General features: G+C 70.0%; 16 protein-coding genes and 1 pseudogene. 11 read left to right on the forward strand and 6 right to left on the reverse strand.

What is annotated here, in order from left to right:
- Positions 1–49 precede the first annotated feature (49 nt).
- Positions 50–946 (forward strand): SDR family NAD(P)-dependent oxidoreductase, encoded by an 897-nt coding sequence (locus ACIQWG_RS20130; RefSeq protein ID WP_404097382.1) that lies wholly within the window; start codon positions 50–52, stop codon positions 944–946.
- Between the two features lie 29 nt (positions 947–975).
- Positions 976–1,182: a hypothetical protein gene (locus tag ACIQWG_RS20135; RefSeq protein WP_404097385.1), complete on the forward strand. Its 207-nt coding sequence runs from the start codon at positions 976–978 to the stop codon at positions 1,180–1,182.
- 5 nt (positions 1,183–1,187) lie between these two features.
- On the opposite strand, the gene ychF is transcribed toward ACIQWG_RS20135, so the two are convergent.
- The gene (gene ychF, locus ACIQWG_RS20140) at positions 1,188–2,276 is read right to left on the reverse strand and encodes a redox-regulated ATPase YchF (protein WP_404097387.1); all 1,089 of its coding nucleotides are present in this window, start codon (positions 2,274–2,276) and stop codon (positions 1,188–1,190) included.
- Between the two features lie 496 nt (positions 2,277–2,772).
- On the opposite strand from ychF, the gene ACIQWG_RS20145 reads away from it, so the two are divergent.
- Complete coding sequence (locus ACIQWG_RS20145) at positions 2,773–3,252, forward strand: DUF6542 domain-containing protein (RefSeq protein WP_404097390.1); 480 nt, start codon at positions 2,773–2,775, stop codon at positions 3,250–3,252.
- 32 nt (positions 3,253–3,284) lie between these two features.
- Here the strand turns inward: ACIQWG_RS20145 and ppgK are convergent, their stop codons facing one another.
- Together ppgK and ACIQWG_RS20155 are read right to left on the reverse strand one after the other, a co-directional pair.
- Entirely contained in the window at positions 3,285–4,034 is a 750-nt protein-coding gene (gene ppgK, locus ACIQWG_RS20150) for a polyphosphate--glucose phosphotransferase (RefSeq protein WP_404097392.1), read from the reverse strand.
- A 29-nt stretch (positions 4,035–4,063) separates the two neighbouring features.
- Positions 4,064–5,098, reverse strand: coding sequence for a 4-hydroxy-3-methylbut-2-enyl diphosphate reductase (locus ACIQWG_RS20155; protein ID WP_404097394.1), 1,035 nt, complete (start codon positions 5,096–5,098; stop codon positions 4,064–4,066).
- 117 nt (positions 5,099–5,215) lie between these two features.
- Here ACIQWG_RS20155 and ACIQWG_RS20160 point away from each other — a divergent pair.
- The 4 genes and pseudogenes from ACIQWG_RS20160 to ACIQWG_RS20175 all read left to right on the forward strand — a co-directional run.
- A pseudogene (locus tag ACIQWG_RS20160) lies at positions 5,216–5,392 on the forward strand (amino acid permease); the annotation flags it as partial.
- Between the two features lie 483 nt (positions 5,393–5,875).
- Positions 5,876–7,108, forward strand: a complete 1,233-nt coding sequence (gene xseA, locus ACIQWG_RS20165; RefSeq protein WP_404097396.1) for an exodeoxyribonuclease VII large subunit — start codon at positions 5,876–5,878, stop codon at positions 7,106–7,108.
- 9 nt (positions 7,109–7,117) lie between these two features.
- Positions 7,118–7,369: an exodeoxyribonuclease VII small subunit gene (locus tag ACIQWG_RS20170; RefSeq protein ID WP_404097399.1), complete on the forward strand. Its 252-nt coding sequence runs from the start codon at positions 7,118–7,120 to the stop codon at positions 7,367–7,369.
- A 184-nt stretch (positions 7,370–7,553) separates the two neighbouring features.
- A complete protein-coding gene (locus tag ACIQWG_RS20175) occupies positions 7,554–8,144 on the forward strand; it encodes a malonic semialdehyde reductase (protein WP_404097401.1) in 591 nt (196 codons plus the stop codon).
- A gap of 66 nt (positions 8,145–8,210) precedes the next feature.
- Here the strand turns inward: ACIQWG_RS20175 and ACIQWG_RS20180 are convergent, their stop codons facing one another.
- A complete protein-coding gene (locus tag ACIQWG_RS20180; RefSeq protein WP_404097403.1) occupies positions 8,211–8,732 on the reverse strand; it encodes a DUF4245 domain-containing protein in 522 nt (173 codons plus the stop codon).
- A gap of 127 nt (positions 8,733–8,859) precedes the next feature.
- Here ACIQWG_RS20180 and glpX point away from each other — a divergent pair, with 127 nt between their 5' ends.
- On the forward strand, positions 8,860–9,897 hold the full coding sequence (glpX, locus tag ACIQWG_RS20185) for a class II fructose-bisphosphatase (protein WP_404097406.1): 1,038 nt from the start codon (positions 8,860–8,862) through the stop codon (positions 9,895–9,897).
- 134 nt (positions 9,898–10,031) lie between these two features.
- Here glpX and ACIQWG_RS20190 read toward each other — a convergent pair whose 3' ends face one another.
- Both ACIQWG_RS20190 and ACIQWG_RS20195 read right to left on the reverse strand, forming a co-directional pair.
- Complete coding sequence (locus tag ACIQWG_RS20190; protein WP_404097408.1) at positions 10,032–10,409, reverse strand: WhiB family transcriptional regulator; 378 nt, start codon at positions 10,407–10,409, stop codon at positions 10,032–10,034.
- A 174-nt stretch (positions 10,410–10,583) separates the two neighbouring features.
- Complete coding sequence (locus ACIQWG_RS20195) at positions 10,584–11,303, reverse strand: DUF1707 domain-containing protein (protein WP_404097410.1); 720 nt, start codon at positions 11,301–11,303, stop codon at positions 10,584–10,586.
- A gap of 152 nt (positions 11,304–11,455) precedes the next feature.
- Here ACIQWG_RS20195 and ACIQWG_RS20200 point away from each other — a divergent pair, with 152 nt between their 5' ends.
- The 3 genes from ACIQWG_RS20200 (at position 11,456) to ACIQWG_RS20210 (ending at position 15,506) form a co-directional block, all read left to right on the forward strand.
- Complete coding sequence (locus ACIQWG_RS20200; protein ID WP_404097413.1) at positions 11,456–13,123, forward strand: fumarate hydratase; 1,668 nt, start codon at positions 11,456–11,458, stop codon at positions 13,121–13,123.
- Between the two features lie 229 nt (positions 13,124–13,352).
- Positions 13,353–14,738: a class II fumarate hydratase gene (locus ACIQWG_RS20205; RefSeq protein ID WP_404097416.1), complete on the forward strand. Its 1,386-nt coding sequence runs from the start codon at positions 13,353–13,355 to the stop codon at positions 14,736–14,738.
- 72 nt (positions 14,739–14,810) lie between these two features.
- Positions 14,811–15,506 carry a DUF402 domain-containing protein gene (locus tag ACIQWG_RS20210; RefSeq protein ID WP_404097418.1) on the forward strand — a complete coding sequence of 232 codons (696 nt, stop codon included), beginning with the start codon at positions 14,811–14,813 and terminating at the stop codon, positions 15,504–15,506.
- The last annotated feature ends 36 nt before the right edge of the window (positions 15,507–15,542 follow it).

The raw sequence follows: 15,542 nt of genomic DNA on the forward strand, positions 1-15,542 counted from the left end.
TTAACGAAACAGCGTTGCGATATTAGTGAAACCGTGTTGCACTAGAAGCATGACTTCAACGACCCAGATCACTCGGCCGACTCCGCAGACGCGCACCTGGTTCATCACCGGCTCCTCCCGCGGCTTCGGCCGCTCCCTGGCCACCGCGGCACTCGAAGCGGGCGACAACGTCGTGGCGACGGCCCGCCGACCGGAACAGCTCGACGACCTGACGGAGAAGTACGGTGACCGCGTGCTGCCGGTGGCCCTGGACGTTACCGACGCCGCGGCGGCCGACGCCGCGCTCACGGCGGGCACCGAGCGATACGGCCGGATCGACGTGGTGGTCAACAACGCCGGCTACGCCAACCTGTCCCCCGTCGAGACCACGGACGAGGACGACTTCCGCGAGCAGTTCGAGACCAACTTCTGGGGCGTCTACAACGTCTCCCGGGCCGCGCTGCCGCTGCTGAAGAAGCAGGGCGCGGGCATCGTGATCCAGTTCTCGTCGATCGGCGGCCGTGTCGGCCACACTCCCGGGCTCGGCTCCTACCAGGCGGCCAAGTTCGCCGTCGACGGCTTCACCCGCGTCCTGGCCGCCGAGACCGCCCCGTTCGGGATCCGCTACCTGGTGGTCGAGCCGGGGGGCTTCGCCACCGACTGGGCCGGCGCCTCGATGCGGGTCGAGGACGTGCCCGAGGAGTACCGCGAGACCGTCGGCGCCATGGCAGAACTGCTGCGCGGCGGCGGTGCCGCACAGGGCGACCCCGACCGGGCCGCCGACATCCTCGTACGCATGGTCCATGCCGACACCGTGCCCAGCCACCTGCTCCTCGGCGCCGGTGCCGCGGACATGGCCCTGAACTACTCCCGCAGCCAGGTCGCCGAAGCCACCGCATGGCAGGCCGTCTCCGCGTCCGCCGACACAGGCGCCGACTACCCGGTCGACCTGCCCGCCCCGCACTAGGCGCCGCCACCGGGCACGAAGGATCAGACGTGCGACACCAGTTCGCCGACAAGGTCTCCCTCGTCACGGCGATCACCGTCGCGGGTGACAGAGCCCTTGCCGTCGACGGCGGCCTCCTCGTCCGACTCCACCCCGGCGACGGCGATCCAGACTCCGAACGACGCACGACCGGCACGAGAAAAGCCGAAGGGGCCGACGCCCGGGAGGCGTCGGCCCCTTCTGACCTGCGTGCTTGACGTGGTCAGACGTTGAAGCGGAACTCCACCACATCCCCGTCCTGCATCACGTAGTCCTTGCCCTCCATCCGCGCCTTCCCCTTGGCGCGGGCCTCCGCCACCGACCCCGTCTCCACCAGGTCGTCGAAGGAGATCACCTCGGCCTTGATGAAGCCCTTCTGGAAGTCGGTGTGGATGACGCCGGCCGCCTCGGGGGCCGTGGCGCCCTTCTTGATGGTCCAGGCGCGGGATTCCTTGGGGCCGGCCGTGAGGTAGGTCTGGAGGCCGAGGGTGTTGAAGCCGACGCGGGCGAGGGTGGCGAGGCCGGGCTCCTCGGCGCCGACCGACTCCAGCAGCTCCATCGCGTCCGCCTCGTCGAGCTCGGCGAGGTCGGCCTCCAGCTTGGCGTTCAAGAAGATCGCCTCGGCGGGGGCGACCAGGGCGCGCTGCTCGTTCTTGAAGTCCTCGTCGACCAGTTCGTCCTCGTCCACGTTGAAGACGTAGAGGAAGGGCTTGGTCGTCAGCAGGTGCAGGTCGTGCAGGAGCTCCTCGTTGCCCGAGCCCTGGACGATGCCCGCGGAGAACAGCGTGTCGCCCTTCTCCAGGATCGCCTGGGCCTCCTCGACGGCCTTCACCTTCGGGGCGATGTCCTTCTTGATCCGGGACTCCTTCTGGAGCCGGGGCAGGACCTTCTCGATGGTCTGGAGGTCGGCGAGGATCAGCTCGGTGTTGATCGTCTCGATGTCGTCCTTGGGCGAGACCTTGCCGTCGACGTGGACGACGTTCTCGTCCTTGAAGGCGCGGATGACCTGGCAGATCGCGTCGGACTCACGGATGTTCGCGAGGAACTTGTTGCCCAGGCCCTCGCCCTCGGAGGCGCCGCGCACGATGCCGGCGATGTCGACGAAGTCGACGGTCGCGGGCAGGACGCGCTGGGAGGAGAAGATCTCGGCCAGTTTCGTGAGCCGCTCGTCGGGGACGCCGACCACGCCGACGTTGGGCTCGATCGTGGCGAACGGGTAGTTGGCCGCCAGCACGTCGTTCTTGGTCAGGGCGTTGAACAGGGTCGACTTGCCGACATTCGGCAGACCGACGATTCCGATCGTGAGCGACACGTTGCGACTTCCCGTACGTGAGAGGACTTCAGGGGCTGGGCGGGGGCCCGGTCCTTCTTCGATCTTCGATGCAGACCGATCTTCGACGCAGATGCACGGGCCGATCCACCAGTCTACGGCGTACCGGACCCGGCCCCCGCGCCCCGTCGAACACGTGGCCAAGGTCGACCCCTGGGCGTGTCCGAGGGCCGGCTCAGCGCATGAACCGACCTAGGTTGGACCAGTGGAGGAAGACAGGGCGCGAGGTGTCGGGTACCGCCGGTTCGCGCCGGGCGAGGGCGGATTCCGACCGGACGGGGGCAGTGTGGAGCGGGGCGAGGGTCGTACGGGGCGTGGCGAGAGCGGGTTCGCGTCCAGGGAGAGCGGTTCGGGGCGGGCCGGCTGGGCCACCCGGGCGTCCCGTTCGGCGGCGGCTGCCAGGGCGGCGCGCGCGTCGGGGGCGTCCCGGTCATCGGCATCCGCCCGGCCGTCCCGTCCTCTTCCCTCCGACCGGCCCGTGCCCCAGCGCCGCCGCGGGACGGACCGGGCGGCGGCGCCGGTACGGCGACCCGCACCGGCCCCCACGCCGACGGCCCTGCGCCGGTTTCCCGATCCGCGGCTCACCGGGCTGGGCAGCGGCCTGTTCTGCGGTGCCGTGATGCTGCTGCTCGGCTATCTCGACTCGCTGCTGTTCGGGGCGTCGCTCGCGGTGTTCGGCGTGCTGTTCCTGCCGGTGTGTGCGCTGACCGCCGTCTGGGTGCGCGAAGGCGACCTGCTGACCGCGCCGGTGGTCGTGCCGATCGCCTTCGCCGTGGGGCTGCTGCCGGTGGCCGATGGCGGCGGAGGGATCAGCGGCCACCTGATGGGGCTCGTGACCGCCCTCGCCACGGAGGCCGGGTGGTTGTACGGGGGGACGCTGATCGCCGGTCTCGTCGTGATCGTGCGGAGGGTCCGCCTGGTGGCCCGGAGGGCGGCGGCCCAGCGCCGGCCTTCGTGAGCCGGCGCCGGGGGAGCTCGGCGACGCGAGGGCTAGCCCTCCTGCTCCGCCGCGTGCATCGCGGCGCCCACGATCCCCGCGTTGTTCTGTAGCTCCGCCGGGACGATGTCCGCCTTGATGCCCTCGATGTGGTGCAGGAACTTCTGGGCCTTGCGGCTCACCCCGCCGCCGATGATGAACAGCTCCGGGGAGAACAGCATCTCGACATGGGCGAGGTACTTCCGGACCCGGTGCGCCCAGTGCTCCCAGCTGAGCTCCTCGTCGTCCTTGACCTTGCTGGAGGCGCGCTTCTCGGCGTCGTGCCCGTGGAGTTCGAGATGGCCCAGCTCGGTGTTGGGGACGAGGGTGCCGTTCACGAACAGGGCGCTGCCGATGCCGGTGCCGAACGTGAGGAGGATCACGGTGCCCTTGCGATCGCGGCCCGCGCCGAAGCGCATCTCGGCGACGCCGGCCGCGTCCGCGTCGTTGACCACGGTCACGGGGTGGCCGCCGAGGCGGTTGCTGAACAACACGCGCGCGTCCGTGTCGATCCAGCTCTTGTCGACGTTGGCCGCCGTACGGATCGTGGAGCCCCCGGTGACCACGCCGGGAAAGGTGAGCCCGACCGGCCCGGTCCAGCCGTAGTGCTCGACGACCTCCTTCACACCGTCGGCCACACCGTCGGGTGTGGCCGGGTGCGGAGTGAGCACCTTGAATCGCTCCTGGGCGAGCTCACCTCTGTCCAGGTCCACCGGGGCGCCCTTGATCCCGGATCCACCGATGTCCAAGCCGAAGATCTGCATGGCTCTACGTTACGACGCAGGACTGACAGTCACTCCCCGGAGTCACCGCTGTTACCGACGTCACCGGCCCCCGTGCGCTCGGCGATCAGCGCCGCCGCCTCGTCACGCAGGTCGCGGCGCAGTTCCTTGGGCAGCGAGAAGGTGATCGACTCCTCGGCCGCCCTGACCAGCTCGACGTCGCCGTAGCCGCGCTGGGCGAGCCACTCCAGGACTTCTTCGACGAGCACCTCGGGGACGGACGCGCCGGAGGTGACGCCGACCGTGGTCACGCCCTCCAGCCAGGCCTCGTCGATCTCGGCTGCGAAGTCCACGAGGTAGGCCTCGCGCGAGCCGGCCAGCTTGGCGACCTCGACCAGCCGCTTGGAGTTGGAGGAGTTGCGCGAGCCGACCACGATGACCAGCTCGGCCTCGGCGCCCATCTGCTTCACCGCGAGCTGACGGTTCTGCGTGGCATAGCAGATGTCGTCGCTGGGCGGGGAGATGAGCTGCGGGAACTTCTCCTTCAGGGCGTCGACGGTCTCCATGGTCTCGTCGACGGAGAGCGTGGTCTGGGAGAGCCAGACGACCTTCGACTCGTCGCGGACCTCGACCTTGGCGACGTCGGCCGGACCGTCGACGAGCTGGATGTGGTCGGGGGCCTCGCCGGACGTGCCGATGACCTCCTCGTGGCCCTCGTGCCCGATCAGGAGGATGTCGTAGTCCTCGTTGGCGAAGCGGACGGCTTCCTTGTGCACCTTGGTGACCAGCGGGCAGGTGGCGTCGATGGTGGCGAGCTTGCCGCGCGCGGCCTCCTCGTGGACGACGGGGGCGACGCCGTGCGCGGAGAACATCACGATGTTCCCCGGCGGCACCTCCTCCGTGCGCTCGACGAAGATGGCGCCCTTCTTCTCCAGGGTCTGGACGACGTACTTGTTGTGGACGATCTCGTGCCGGACGTACACCGGAGCGCCGTACTGCTCCAGGGCTTTCTCGACAGCGATCACGGCGCGGTCCACACCCGCGCAGTAGCCACGGGGGGCGGCGAGCAGGACACGGCGGCCAGGCGAAGCAGTCATGCGTCCCATCGTAAGGGTGCGTTCGGGGGCGCAAAGATCGCGCGGGTGACGGGTTGATGGCGAGACTGGCGGTGGGCTGTGAGGGTTGGGGACCCGGACGACGGGCGAGGCGGCGGAGGGCGCGTGATGGCCGGCACCGGCACGGAGGGTCCTACGTCCGATGAGGGACCGGCGCTGCGCCGCAGTCTCGGCTTCCGTGACCTGGTCGTCCACGGGCTGCTGTTCATCGCGCCGATGGCTCCGGTCGGCGTGTTCGGCACGCTGGACGCGCGGTCGCACGGCGCGGTCGCGCTGGTGTACGTCAGCCACGCACCGGACGGCCGATGGGCCGGCTCAGGTGCCCTGCGGCCAGGGCCGTGAAGTCGTCCTCGACGCCTGACGCAGCATGTACTCCTCGTCATCCTTTTCTCCTGGGACGGGCTCCGCGGCACCGCGCTGTTCGCCGACCGCCGCCTGCTCGGCGAGCATCTTCCGTTGCCCGTCGACCCCACCGGGTGCGCATGGAGCTGTGGCATCTGCCGCTGGGGGCCGTCGAGAACCACGCCTCGGGCCACCGGGCACGGGCCCGCAGCGCGTCGTCGGCTGAGGGCAGGTCGACGTCGGCGGGCACCCGCGCGTGCCGTGTGTCGCCCACGGCCACCAGTCGTCGCGCGGCGCTCGGCGCGAGGGCGGGGTCGGTGCCGCGCAGGACGGGAAAGCCGAGGTCGCCGGACATGCGGGCACTCCCGCACGGCTGTTCCCGGCCGACGAAACCGTTTTGTCGGTACCGGCCGCTACGCTCGCCGCATGGCTGTGAACACGACCCCGGAGTCCCCCCTGCCCGTCGGCGAGGTGTCGCGGCTCATCGGGGGATGGATCGACCGGCTCGGGGCGGTGTGGGTCGAGGGGCAGATCACCCAGCTGTCGCGGCGGCCGGGTGCCGGGGTGGTGTTTCTGACGTTGCGGGATCCGTCGTACGACATCTCGGTGAGCGTGACCTGCTACCGGCAGGTGTTCGACGCCGTCTCCGACGTGGTGAGCGAGGGCGCCCGCGTCGTCGTACTGGCCAAACCGGAGTGGTACGCCCCGCGCGGCCAGCTCTCCCTGCGTGCCACCGAGATAAAGCCCGTCGGCGTCGGAGAGCTCCTGGCCCGGCTGGAGATGCTGAAGAAGGCGCTGGCTGCGGAGGGGCTCTTCGCGCCGGAGCGGAAGAAGGCGCTCCCCTTTCTTCCCCAGCTCATCGGGCTCGTCTGCGGACGCGCCTCGGCGGCGGAGCGGGACGTCCTGGAGAACGCCCGCCACCGCTGGCCCGCCGTCCGCTTCGAGGTGCGCAACGTCCCGGTGCAGGGCGTGCACGCCGTGCCGCAGGTGGTACAGGCGGTCAAGGAGCTCGACGAGATGGACGACGTGGATGTGATCATCGTCGCCCGCGGCGGGGGCAGCGTGGAGGATCTGCTGCCCTTCTCCGACGAGCAGTTGGTGCGCGCCGTCGCCTCGTGCCGTACGCCGGTGGTCTCCGCGATCGGGCATGAGCCCGACAACCCCCTCCTCGACCATGTCGCCGATCTGCGGGCCTCCACCCCGACCGACGCGGCGAAGAAGGTCGTGCCGGATGTCGGGGAGGAGTACGAGCGCGTACGGCTGCTGCGCGACCGGGCGCGGCGGTGCGTCGAGGCGCTCATCGAGCGGGAGGAGCGCGGGCTGGCCCACGCTCTCGCGCGGCCGTCGATAGAGGATCCGCACCGGATGATCGACGAGCGGGCCGACCATGTGGCCTCCCTGCTCGACCGCGGCCGGCGCTGCCTCGGCCACCTCCTGGACCGCGCCGAGTCCGAGCTGACACACACGCACGCGCGCGTGGTGGCCCTCTCCCCCGCAGCGACCCTGAAGCGGGGGTACGCGGTGCTCCAGCGGGCCGACGGGCATGTGGTCCGGGATCCCGACGAGGTGACCGCGGACGAGGCACTGCGGGCGCGGGTCGCCGAGGGTGAGTTCTCCGTACGGGTCGACGCCGGAGTCGACGCACAGGCCGATGCATAGGGTGGGCGAATGACCAGCAAGGTGGAAGAGGCGCTCGGGTACGAGCAGGCCCGGGACGAGCTGATCGAGGTCGTACGGCGGCTGGAGGCCGGCGGCACGACGCTGGAGGAGTCCCTGGCGCTCTGGGAGCGCGGTGAGGAGCTGGCCAAGGTGTGCCGGCGCTGGCTGGACGGCGCGCGGGCACGGCTGGACGCGGCCCTCGCGGAGGAGGCCGAGGCGGAGGCGCAGGCCACGCGGGGGAACGCCGGGGACGAGTCGTAGGCCGGCCGGGCGGGCACCGTTCCAGCTGATCTCCACCTGATCAGGTTGTGAAGCGGATCACCATGCCCCAGTTTTGATTGAACGTTGAACTTGTCTCGCGTACTGTCGTCGCCATAAGCGGGCCCTGGTCCGCTTACGCACCACGCACATGCTCACGCACACGCACGACCGAGAAGGTTCCCGCATGTCTCTCGTTCTTGACCCCGCCGCCCAGGACCTGCTCTTCCGCGAGGCCCGCACCGCGAACACCTTCACCGACGAGCCGGTGACCGAGGAGCAGGTCCAGGCGATCTACGACCTGGTCAAGTACGGCCCGACCGCCTTCAACCAGACCCCGCTGCGCATCACCCTGGTCCGCTCCGCCGAGGCCCGCGAGCGTCTCGTGCAGCACATGTCCGAGGGCAACCAGGCCAAGACGGCCACCGCCCCGCTGGTCGCGATCCTCGCCGCGGACAACGAGTTCCACGAGGAGCTGCCGACCCTGTTCCCGGCCTTCCCGCAGGCCAAGGACGTCTTCTTCAGCGAGCGCACGGCCCGCGAGAGCGCCGCCGGGATGAACGCCGCCCTCCAGGCCGCGTACTTCATCGTCGGCGTCCGTGCCGCGGGCCTCGCCGCCGGCCCGATGACCGGTTTCGACTTCGAGGGCGTCCGCAAGGAGTTCCTCGACGACGACCACACCCCGCTGATGGTCGTCAACATCGGCAAGCCGGGCGCCGACGCCTGGTACCCGCGCTCCCCGCGCCTGGACTTCGACCAGGTCGTCACCACGGTCTGACCCGACCGGACCGCGCATGCGAAAGGCCCCCGGCGATCGCCGGGGGCCTTCCTCGTACGGGTACGGTCATCCCGCCCTGAGCGCCTTCGCCAGCTCCGTCAGCTGCGCGAACGACCCGGTGCCGGCCACCACGGTCGTCGCGCCCTTCTCCTCGTGCACGAGCGCGTCGTAGCGGCCGCCGGTGTACCGCGTCCAGGTCCGGTCGCCGATCTTCTCCGTGACCTCGGTCGCCTGCCCGCCCTGGGTGGCCTTCTCCAGGAACGTCGCCGGCTTCTCGGCCGACTGCTCGACCTGCGCGTACTGCCCGTCCGAGAGGTGGAAGCCGAGATGCCAGGCGTCGAAGTCGGCGCCCTTGAAGCGGACGGAGGTCGCCTTCCAGGAGTCGGGCAGGCCCTCGGGCGCGACCACCGGGTAGGACGCTGCGCGGCGGGCCGTGAGCAGCTCGACGCGGTAGTCGACCCGCGGGAGGTCGGGCGCCTTGTCCTCATGGGGGACGAAGAGATAGATGACTCCCGCCGCGAGCACGGTCACTCCGAGCGAGAGGACCATGTTGCGGACCGACTTCTGCTTAGCGTTCGAACCTGCCACGCCCCCTATCGTCGCAGGTGCCCCGGCTGCTCATCCGTGGGGCCCCCTGCTCATTCTGTGCGCCCGAGGATAGAGTCAGGGACGTCACCCTCATCCGGCCGTCGTCGTATCAGAAAGGTGCGTCTCGATGACCGAGAATCATCATCACCTGCCGTCCGAGCTCGAAGTACCCAGCGAAGCCCCTGACCGCAACCTGGCCCTGGAACTGGTCCGCGTGACCGAGGCGGCGGCCATGGCCGCCGGCCGTTGGGTCGGGCGCGGCGACAAGATCGGCGCCGACGGCGCCGCGGTGCGCGCCATGCGGACCCTCGTCCACACCGTGTCGATGAACGGCGTCGTCGTCATCGGCGAGGGTGAGAAGGACGAGGCGCCCATGCTCTTCAACGGGGAGCGGGTCGGCGACGGGACCGGGGCCGAGGTCGACATCGCGGTCGACCCGATCGACGGGACCACCCTGACCGCGAAGGGCATGCCGAACGCGATCTCCGTGCTGGCCGCCGCCGACCGGGGCTCGATGTTCGACCCGTCCGCCGTGTTCTACATGGACAAGCTGGTCACCGGCCCCGAGGCCGCCGACTTCGTCGACATCGACGCACCCGTGGCTGTGAACATCCGCAGGGTGGCCAAGGCGAAGCGGTCCTCGCCGGAGGACGTCACCGTCGTCATCCTGGACCGGCCCCGGCACGAGGGCATCATCAAGGAGATCCGGGACGCCGGCGCGCGCATCAAGCTGATCTCCGACGGCGATGTCGCCGGGTCGATCTATGCGCTGCGTGAGGGCACCGGCGTCGACATGCTGCTCGGCGTCGGCGGTACGCCGGAGGGGATCATCTCGGCCTGTGCCGTGAAGTGCCTCGGCGGGACGATCCAGGGCAAGTTGTGGCCGAAGGACGACGAGGAGCGGCAGCGGGCGATCGACGCCGGGCACGACCTGGACCGGGTGCTGATGACCGACGACCTGGTCGCCGGGGACAACGTGTTCTTCGTCGCGACCGGCATCACCGACGGTGAGCTGCTGCGGGGTGTGCGGTACCGGTCCGAGAACGCGACCACCGACTCGATCGTGATGCGCTCGAAGTCGGGCACGGTGCGCCGGATCGACTCCGAGCACCGGCTGAGCAAGCTGCGGGCCTACAGCGCGATCGACTTCGACAGGGCGAAGTGAGATAGCGCCTGACAGCTCGGGAGCTGCGGATCATCGGCGACCACGGGTTGTTGGTGGTTGATCGCGCAGTTCCCGCGCCCGCAAAAGGCGTTGGGCGCCCCCGGTGCGGAGGGGGCGCCCTTTCTGCTGTCCGGCTAGCCCGCTTGCGCTATCCGGTTCGCCGACCGCGCCGCCTTCTTCAGCTCCATGTCGCGGCGGCGGCGCCTGGCCAGCACCACGCGGCGTTCTGCCGCGGTCAGGCCGCCCCAGACGCCGTAGGGCTCGGGCTGGAGGAGGGCGTGTTCGCGGCACTCGACCATCACGGGGCAGCGGGCGCAGACCCGCTTGGCCGCCTCCTCACGGGAGAGGCGCGCGGCGGTGGGCTCCTTGGAGGGGGCGAAGAACAGGCCGGCCTCGTCGCGGCGGCACACGGCCTCGGTGTGCCATGGGGCGTCTTGGTCCCTGTCTCGCACTGGCACCCGCTGGGCCGGAACGGCAGCTACCTGCAGGGACGAATGCGGCGGTTGCAGCACGGTCTACTCCTGACGACGGCTTCGCGAGCGAGAGACGATGCAGCAAGGTCTACCCGCTGTGCGCGCGCCTATGCAGTCAGTTCCGAACCGCTGGATTTCGGGGGGTACCGAGCGCTGCCGTGGGGCCGTCCGGCGGCTTCGCGGACGCCCCTGGACGGGCCGTCTTCACAACCGTCAATGATCCAGGTGCTTGCGCAAACTCCTGTCGACCTTGCGGTGCACACGGTCGAGTATGTCCGCGACGAGCTTGCCCCTTTTCGGCCTGCCCTCGATGTTGCCGAGCACGGCCCAGCCGTCGACATGGACGACCGGCGCCTCCGGGTCCTCCGCGTCGACGTGGTCCACCTCGAAGTTGCCGAGCACACCGCCGCCGGTGCCGCGCAGCGTCACGTTCTCCGGGACGCGGACCTCGACATTGCCGAAGACCGACAGCGCCCGGATCACCACCTGCTGGTACTCGAAGAGCGCCTCGGTGAGGTCGATCTCCACGCTGCCGAATATCGCGTAGGCGTGGATACGGCGGCCCGGGCGCCAGCGGCCCTTGCGGGTGGCGCTGCTGAACACCGCGACCACGTTGTCATCGGGGTCGGCCGGGATCGCGCCCGGGGCGGGGCGGCCGGGGGCGGGGACATGCGGTGCGCGGCGCTGGTGGGCGGCCGGCAGGTCCCGTATGAACACATCCAGTTCACCGACCGTCTTCGCGGCCAGGACACCCTCGACCCGCTCGGCGTGCTCGTCGGCGGTGAGGCGTCCTTCGGCGAGGGCCTCGCGCAGGATGTCGGCGACCCGGTCGCGGTCGGCGTCGGAGGCACGGAGCTCGGCGGCGGCTGCCGGTGCCGGTGCGGCGACCGGTGCTGGGGCGGGCGCGGGCGCGGGGCGCTTCTGAAGGTCCACGGCAGCAGCGTACCGAAACACGATAGATCGCGATACCCCTGTGGATGACGAACTGAGCCTTACCTCACAAGCTTCCGGCCTTGGACAGGTTCTACGCTGATGAGGCCGCCAATGGAGGCGGCAGTCGTCTGCCGAGTGAGGAATGGGCTGAGATGCCTGAGTTCGCGTACACCGATCTGCTCCCCATGGGAGAGGACACCACCCCCTACCGGCTGGTGACCTCCGAGGGTGTCTCCACCTTCGAGGCCGACGGGCGGACGTTCCTCAAGGTGGAGCCGGAGGCGCTGCGCAAGCTGGCCGAGGAGGCCATCCACGACATCCAGCACTATCTGCGCCCGGCCCACCTCGCCCAGCTGCGCCGCATCATCGACGACCCCGAGGCGTCGAGCAACGACAAGTTCGTGGCGCTCGACCTGCTGAAGAACGCGAACATCGCCGCGGCGGGCGTGCTGCCGATGTGCCAGGACACCGGTACGGCGATCGTGATGGGCAAGCGCGGGCAGAACGTGCTGACCGAGGGCGGCGACGAGGCGGCCCTCTCCCGCGGCATCTACGACGCGTACCTGAACCTCAACCTGCGCTACTCGCAGATGGCTCCGCTCACCATGTGGGAGGAGAAGAACACCGGGTCGAACCTCCCGGCGCAGATCGAGCTGTACGCGACGGACGGCGGCGCCTACAAGTTCCTGTTCATGGCGAAGGGCGGCGGGTCCGCCAACAAGTCCTTCCTGTACCAGGAGACGAAGGCCGTCCTGAACGAGGCCTCCATGATGAAGTTCCTGGAGGAGAAGATCCGTTCGCTGGGTACGGCCGCCTGTCCGCCGTACCACCTCGCCATCGTGGTGGGTGGCACGAGCGCGGAGTACGCCCTCAAGACCGCGAAGTACGCCTCCGCCCACTACCTGGACGAGATCCCCGCCGAGGGCTCGCCGCTCGGGCACGGGTTCCGGGACAAGGAGCTGGAGGAGAAGGTCTTCGAGCTGACGCAGAAGATCGGGATCGGGGCGCAGTTCGGCGGCAAGTACTTCTGCCACGACGTTCGGGTGGTGCGGCTGCCGCGGCACGGCGCCTCCTGCCCGGTCGCCATCGCCGTCTCCTGCTCCGCCGACCGGCAGGCCGTCGCGAAGATCACCGCCGAGGGCGTGTTCCTGGAGCAGCTGGAGACGGACCCGGCGCGGTTCCTGCCGGAGACGACGGACGAGCACCTCGACGAGGCCGGCGACGTCGTGAAGATCGACCTCAACCAGCCGATGGACGACATCCTCGCCGAGCTGACCAAGTACCCGGTGAAGACCCGGCTGTCCCTCACCGGACCGCTGGTCGTGGCCCGTGACATCGCGCACGCCAAGATCAAGGAACGCCTTGACGCGGGCGAGGAGATGCCGCAGTACCTCAAGGACCACCCGGTGTACTACGCGGGCCCGGCGAAGACGCCCGAGGGGTACGCGTCGGGTTCGTTCGGTCCTACGACCGCCGGGCGGATGGACTCCTACGTCGAGCAGTTCCAGGCGGCGGGCGGGTCCAAGGTGATGCTGGCGAAGGGCAACCGGAGCAAGCAGGTCACGGACGCGTGCGATGCGCACGGCGGCTTCTACCTCGGCTCGATCGGCGGGCCCGCGGCGCGGCTCGCCCAGGACTGCATCAAGAAGGTCGAGGTCGTCGAGTACGAGGAGCTCGGCATGGAGGCCGTCTGGAAGATCGAGGTCGAGGACTTCCCGGCGTTCATCGTGGTCGACGACAAGGGCAACGACTTCTTCCAGGACCCGGCGCCGGCGCCGACGTTCACGTCGATTCCGGTGCGGGGGCCTGGGCTGGCGTAGTTCCTGTGGTGCGGCGGGGACGGGTTTCGCCCCCGCCGCCCCTACCCGTCCCATCCCGAGGGGCTTCGCCCCCCTCGGCCCCACCAGGGGCTGCGCCCCCTGGACCCCCGTCGGCCCCGAAAGGGCCTTGTCCTCAAACGCCGGACGGGCTGAAAGGGCCGACCCCGAAAGGGGCGCTCAGGCGGCTCAATCGCGGAACATCCGCAGCGCCCCGATCGCTGATACCGGTATGAGCGACTACCGCATCGAGCACGACTCCATGGGCGAAGTACGCGTCCCCGCCCACGCCAAGTGGCGCGCCCAGACCCAGCGTGCCGTCGAGAACTTTCCCGTCTCCGGCCAGCGCATCGAGCGGGCCCACATCGAGGCCCTCGCCCGGATCAAGGGTGCCGCCGCCGAGGTGAACGCGCGGCTCGGGGTGCTCGACCAGGAGATCGCCGAGGCGATCCAGGAGGCGGCCGGTGAGGTCGCCGAGGGGCGGTGGGACGAGCACTTCCCCGTGGACGTGTTCCAGACCGGGTCCGGCACCTCGTCCAACATGAACACCAACGAGGTCGTCGCCACCCTCGCGAGCGAGCGGCTGGGACGGGACGTCCATCCGAACGACCACGTCAACGCCTCGCAGTCGTCCAACGACGTCTTTCCCTCCTCCATCCACATCGCCGCCACCGCCGCCGTCACCCGCGACCTCGTCCCGGCGCTGGAGCACCTCGCCGCGTCCCTGGAGCGCAAGGCCGAGGAGTTCGCCGATGTCGTGAAGTCGGGGCGGACCCACCTGATGGACGCCACGCCCGTAACGCTCGGGCAGGAGTTCGGCGGATACGCCGCCCAGGTGCGGTACGGGGTCGAGCGGCTGCACGCCTCCCTGCCCCGGCTCGCCGAACTGCCGCTCGGCGGGACCGCGGTGGGCACCGGCATCAACACGCCGCCCGGCTTCTCCGCCGCCGTCATCGAGGAGGTCGCCCGCACCACCGGGCTGCCGCTCACCGAGGCGCGGGACCACTTCGAGGCGCAGGGCGCCCGGGACGGGATCGTCGAGACCAGCGGGCAGCTCAGGACGATCGCGGTCGGGCTGACCAAGATCGCCAACGATCTGCGGTGGATGTCGTCCGGGCCGCGCACCGGGCTCGCCGAGATCTCGCTCCCCGATCTCCAGCCGGGGTCGTCGATCATGCCGGGCAAGGTCAACCCGGTCATTCCGGAAGCCGTGCTGATGGTCGCCGCGCAGGTCGTCGGCAACGACGCCACCGTGGCCACCGCGGGGGCCGCCGGCAACTTCGAGCTGAACGTCATGCTCCCGGTCATCGCCAAGAACGTCCTGGAGTCGATCCGGCTGCTGGCCAACGCCTCCCGGCTGCTCGCCGACCGCACGGTCGACGGCATCGTGGCGCACCGCGAACGGGCGCTGGAGTACGCCGAGTCGTCGCCGTCCGTGGTCACACCGCTCAACAAGTACATCGGGTACGAGGAGGCCGCCAAGGTCGCCAAGAAGGCCCTCGCCGAGCGGCGGACGATCCGCCAAGTCGTCCTGGACGAGGGGTATGTGGAGCGCGGTGACCTCACGATCGAGCAGCTCGACGAGGCGCTCGACGTCCTGCGGATGACACGGCCGTAACCGATGATCACGGCTGCGTGAACCGTGACGGGCGCCGCAGCGTCGTATGCCCTGGGCACCTAATATCTGTACATGGCAGACGGTGGAGCGATGACGACGGACGTGGAAGCGGGCGGTTCGACGGGTTTCTGGGCGCCCGGGACGCAGATCCTGTGGCGGTACCGGGAGAACGGCGGTCCTCGCTTCCACATCGCGCGTCCGGTCACCGTCGTACGCGACGACTCCGAGACTCTGGCCGTATGGCTCGCGCCGGGGACGGAGTGCGTCAAGCCGGTGCTCGCCGACGGGACCGCGGTGCATCAGGAACCCCTGGCGACGCGGTACACCAAGCCGCGCGCCGTTCAGCGCGACCGGTGGTTCGGGACCGGGGTGCTCAAGCTGGCGCGGCCCGGTGAGCCCTGGTCGGTGTGGCTTTTCTGGGAGCCCGGATGGCGGTTCAAGAACTGGTACGTGAATCTTGAGGAGCCGCTGGCCCGTTGGACGGGCGGGGTCGACTCCGAGGATCACTTCCTGGACATCTCCGTGCACCCGGACCGCAGTTGGCACTGGCGGGACGAGGACGAGTTCGCGCAGGCCCAGCGGGACGGGCTGGTGGACGAAGGGCTGGCCGCGCGGGTGCGCGAGGCGGGGCAGGCGGCGGTGGAGGTGATCCGTGGCTGGGGGCCGCCGTTCGCCGACGGCTGGCAGAACTGGCGCCCGGATCCCTCCTGGGCTGTACCTTCTTTGCCTGAGGACTGGGATCGCACGCCCGCGCACATGTCCTCATGAGACCCTTGATGCGCCCCCGGGCGGCAAACGTAGGAT

The sequence above is a fragment of the Streptomyces sp. NPDC098781 genome, assembly GCF_044759995.1.
In the GTDB taxonomy this organism is placed as follows: domain Bacteria; phylum Actinomycetota; class Actinomycetes; order Streptomycetales; family Streptomycetaceae; genus Streptomyces.

Coding starts and splice junctions, on each gene's coding strand:
- ACIQWG_RS20130 (WP_404097382.1), top strand. CDS start 50: ATGACTTCAACGACCCAGATCACTCGGCCGACTCCGCAGACGCGCACC.
- ppgK (WP_404097392.1), bottom strand. CDS start 4,034: ATGCAGATCTTCGGCTTGGACATCGGTGGATCCGGGATCAAGGGCGCC.
- ACIQWG_RS20155 (WP_404097394.1), bottom strand. CDS start 5,098: ATGGGACGCATGACTGCTTCGCCTGGCCGCCGTGTCCTGCTCGCCGCC.
- xseA (WP_404097396.1), top strand. CDS start 5,876: ATGGCTGTGAACACGACCCCGGAGTCCCCCCTGCCCGTCGGCGAGGTG.
- ACIQWG_RS20170 (WP_404097399.1), top strand. CDS start 7,118: ATGACCAGCAAGGTGGAAGAGGCGCTCGGGTACGAGCAGGCCCGGGAC.
- ACIQWG_RS20175 (WP_404097401.1), top strand. CDS start 7,554: ATGTCTCTCGTTCTTGACCCCGCCGCCCAGGACCTGCTCTTCCGCGAG.
- glpX (WP_404097406.1), top strand. CDS start 8,860: ATGACCGAGAATCATCATCACCTGCCGTCCGAGCTCGAAGTACCCAGC.
- ACIQWG_RS20200 (WP_404097413.1), top strand. CDS start 11,456: ATGCCTGAGTTCGCGTACACCGATCTGCTCCCCATGGGAGAGGACACC.
- ACIQWG_RS20205 (WP_404097416.1), top strand. CDS start 13,353: ATGAGCGACTACCGCATCGAGCACGACTCCATGGGCGAAGTACGCGTC.
- ACIQWG_RS20210 (WP_404097418.1), top strand. CDS start 14,811: ATGGCAGACGGTGGAGCGATGACGACGGACGTGGAAGCGGGCGGTTCG.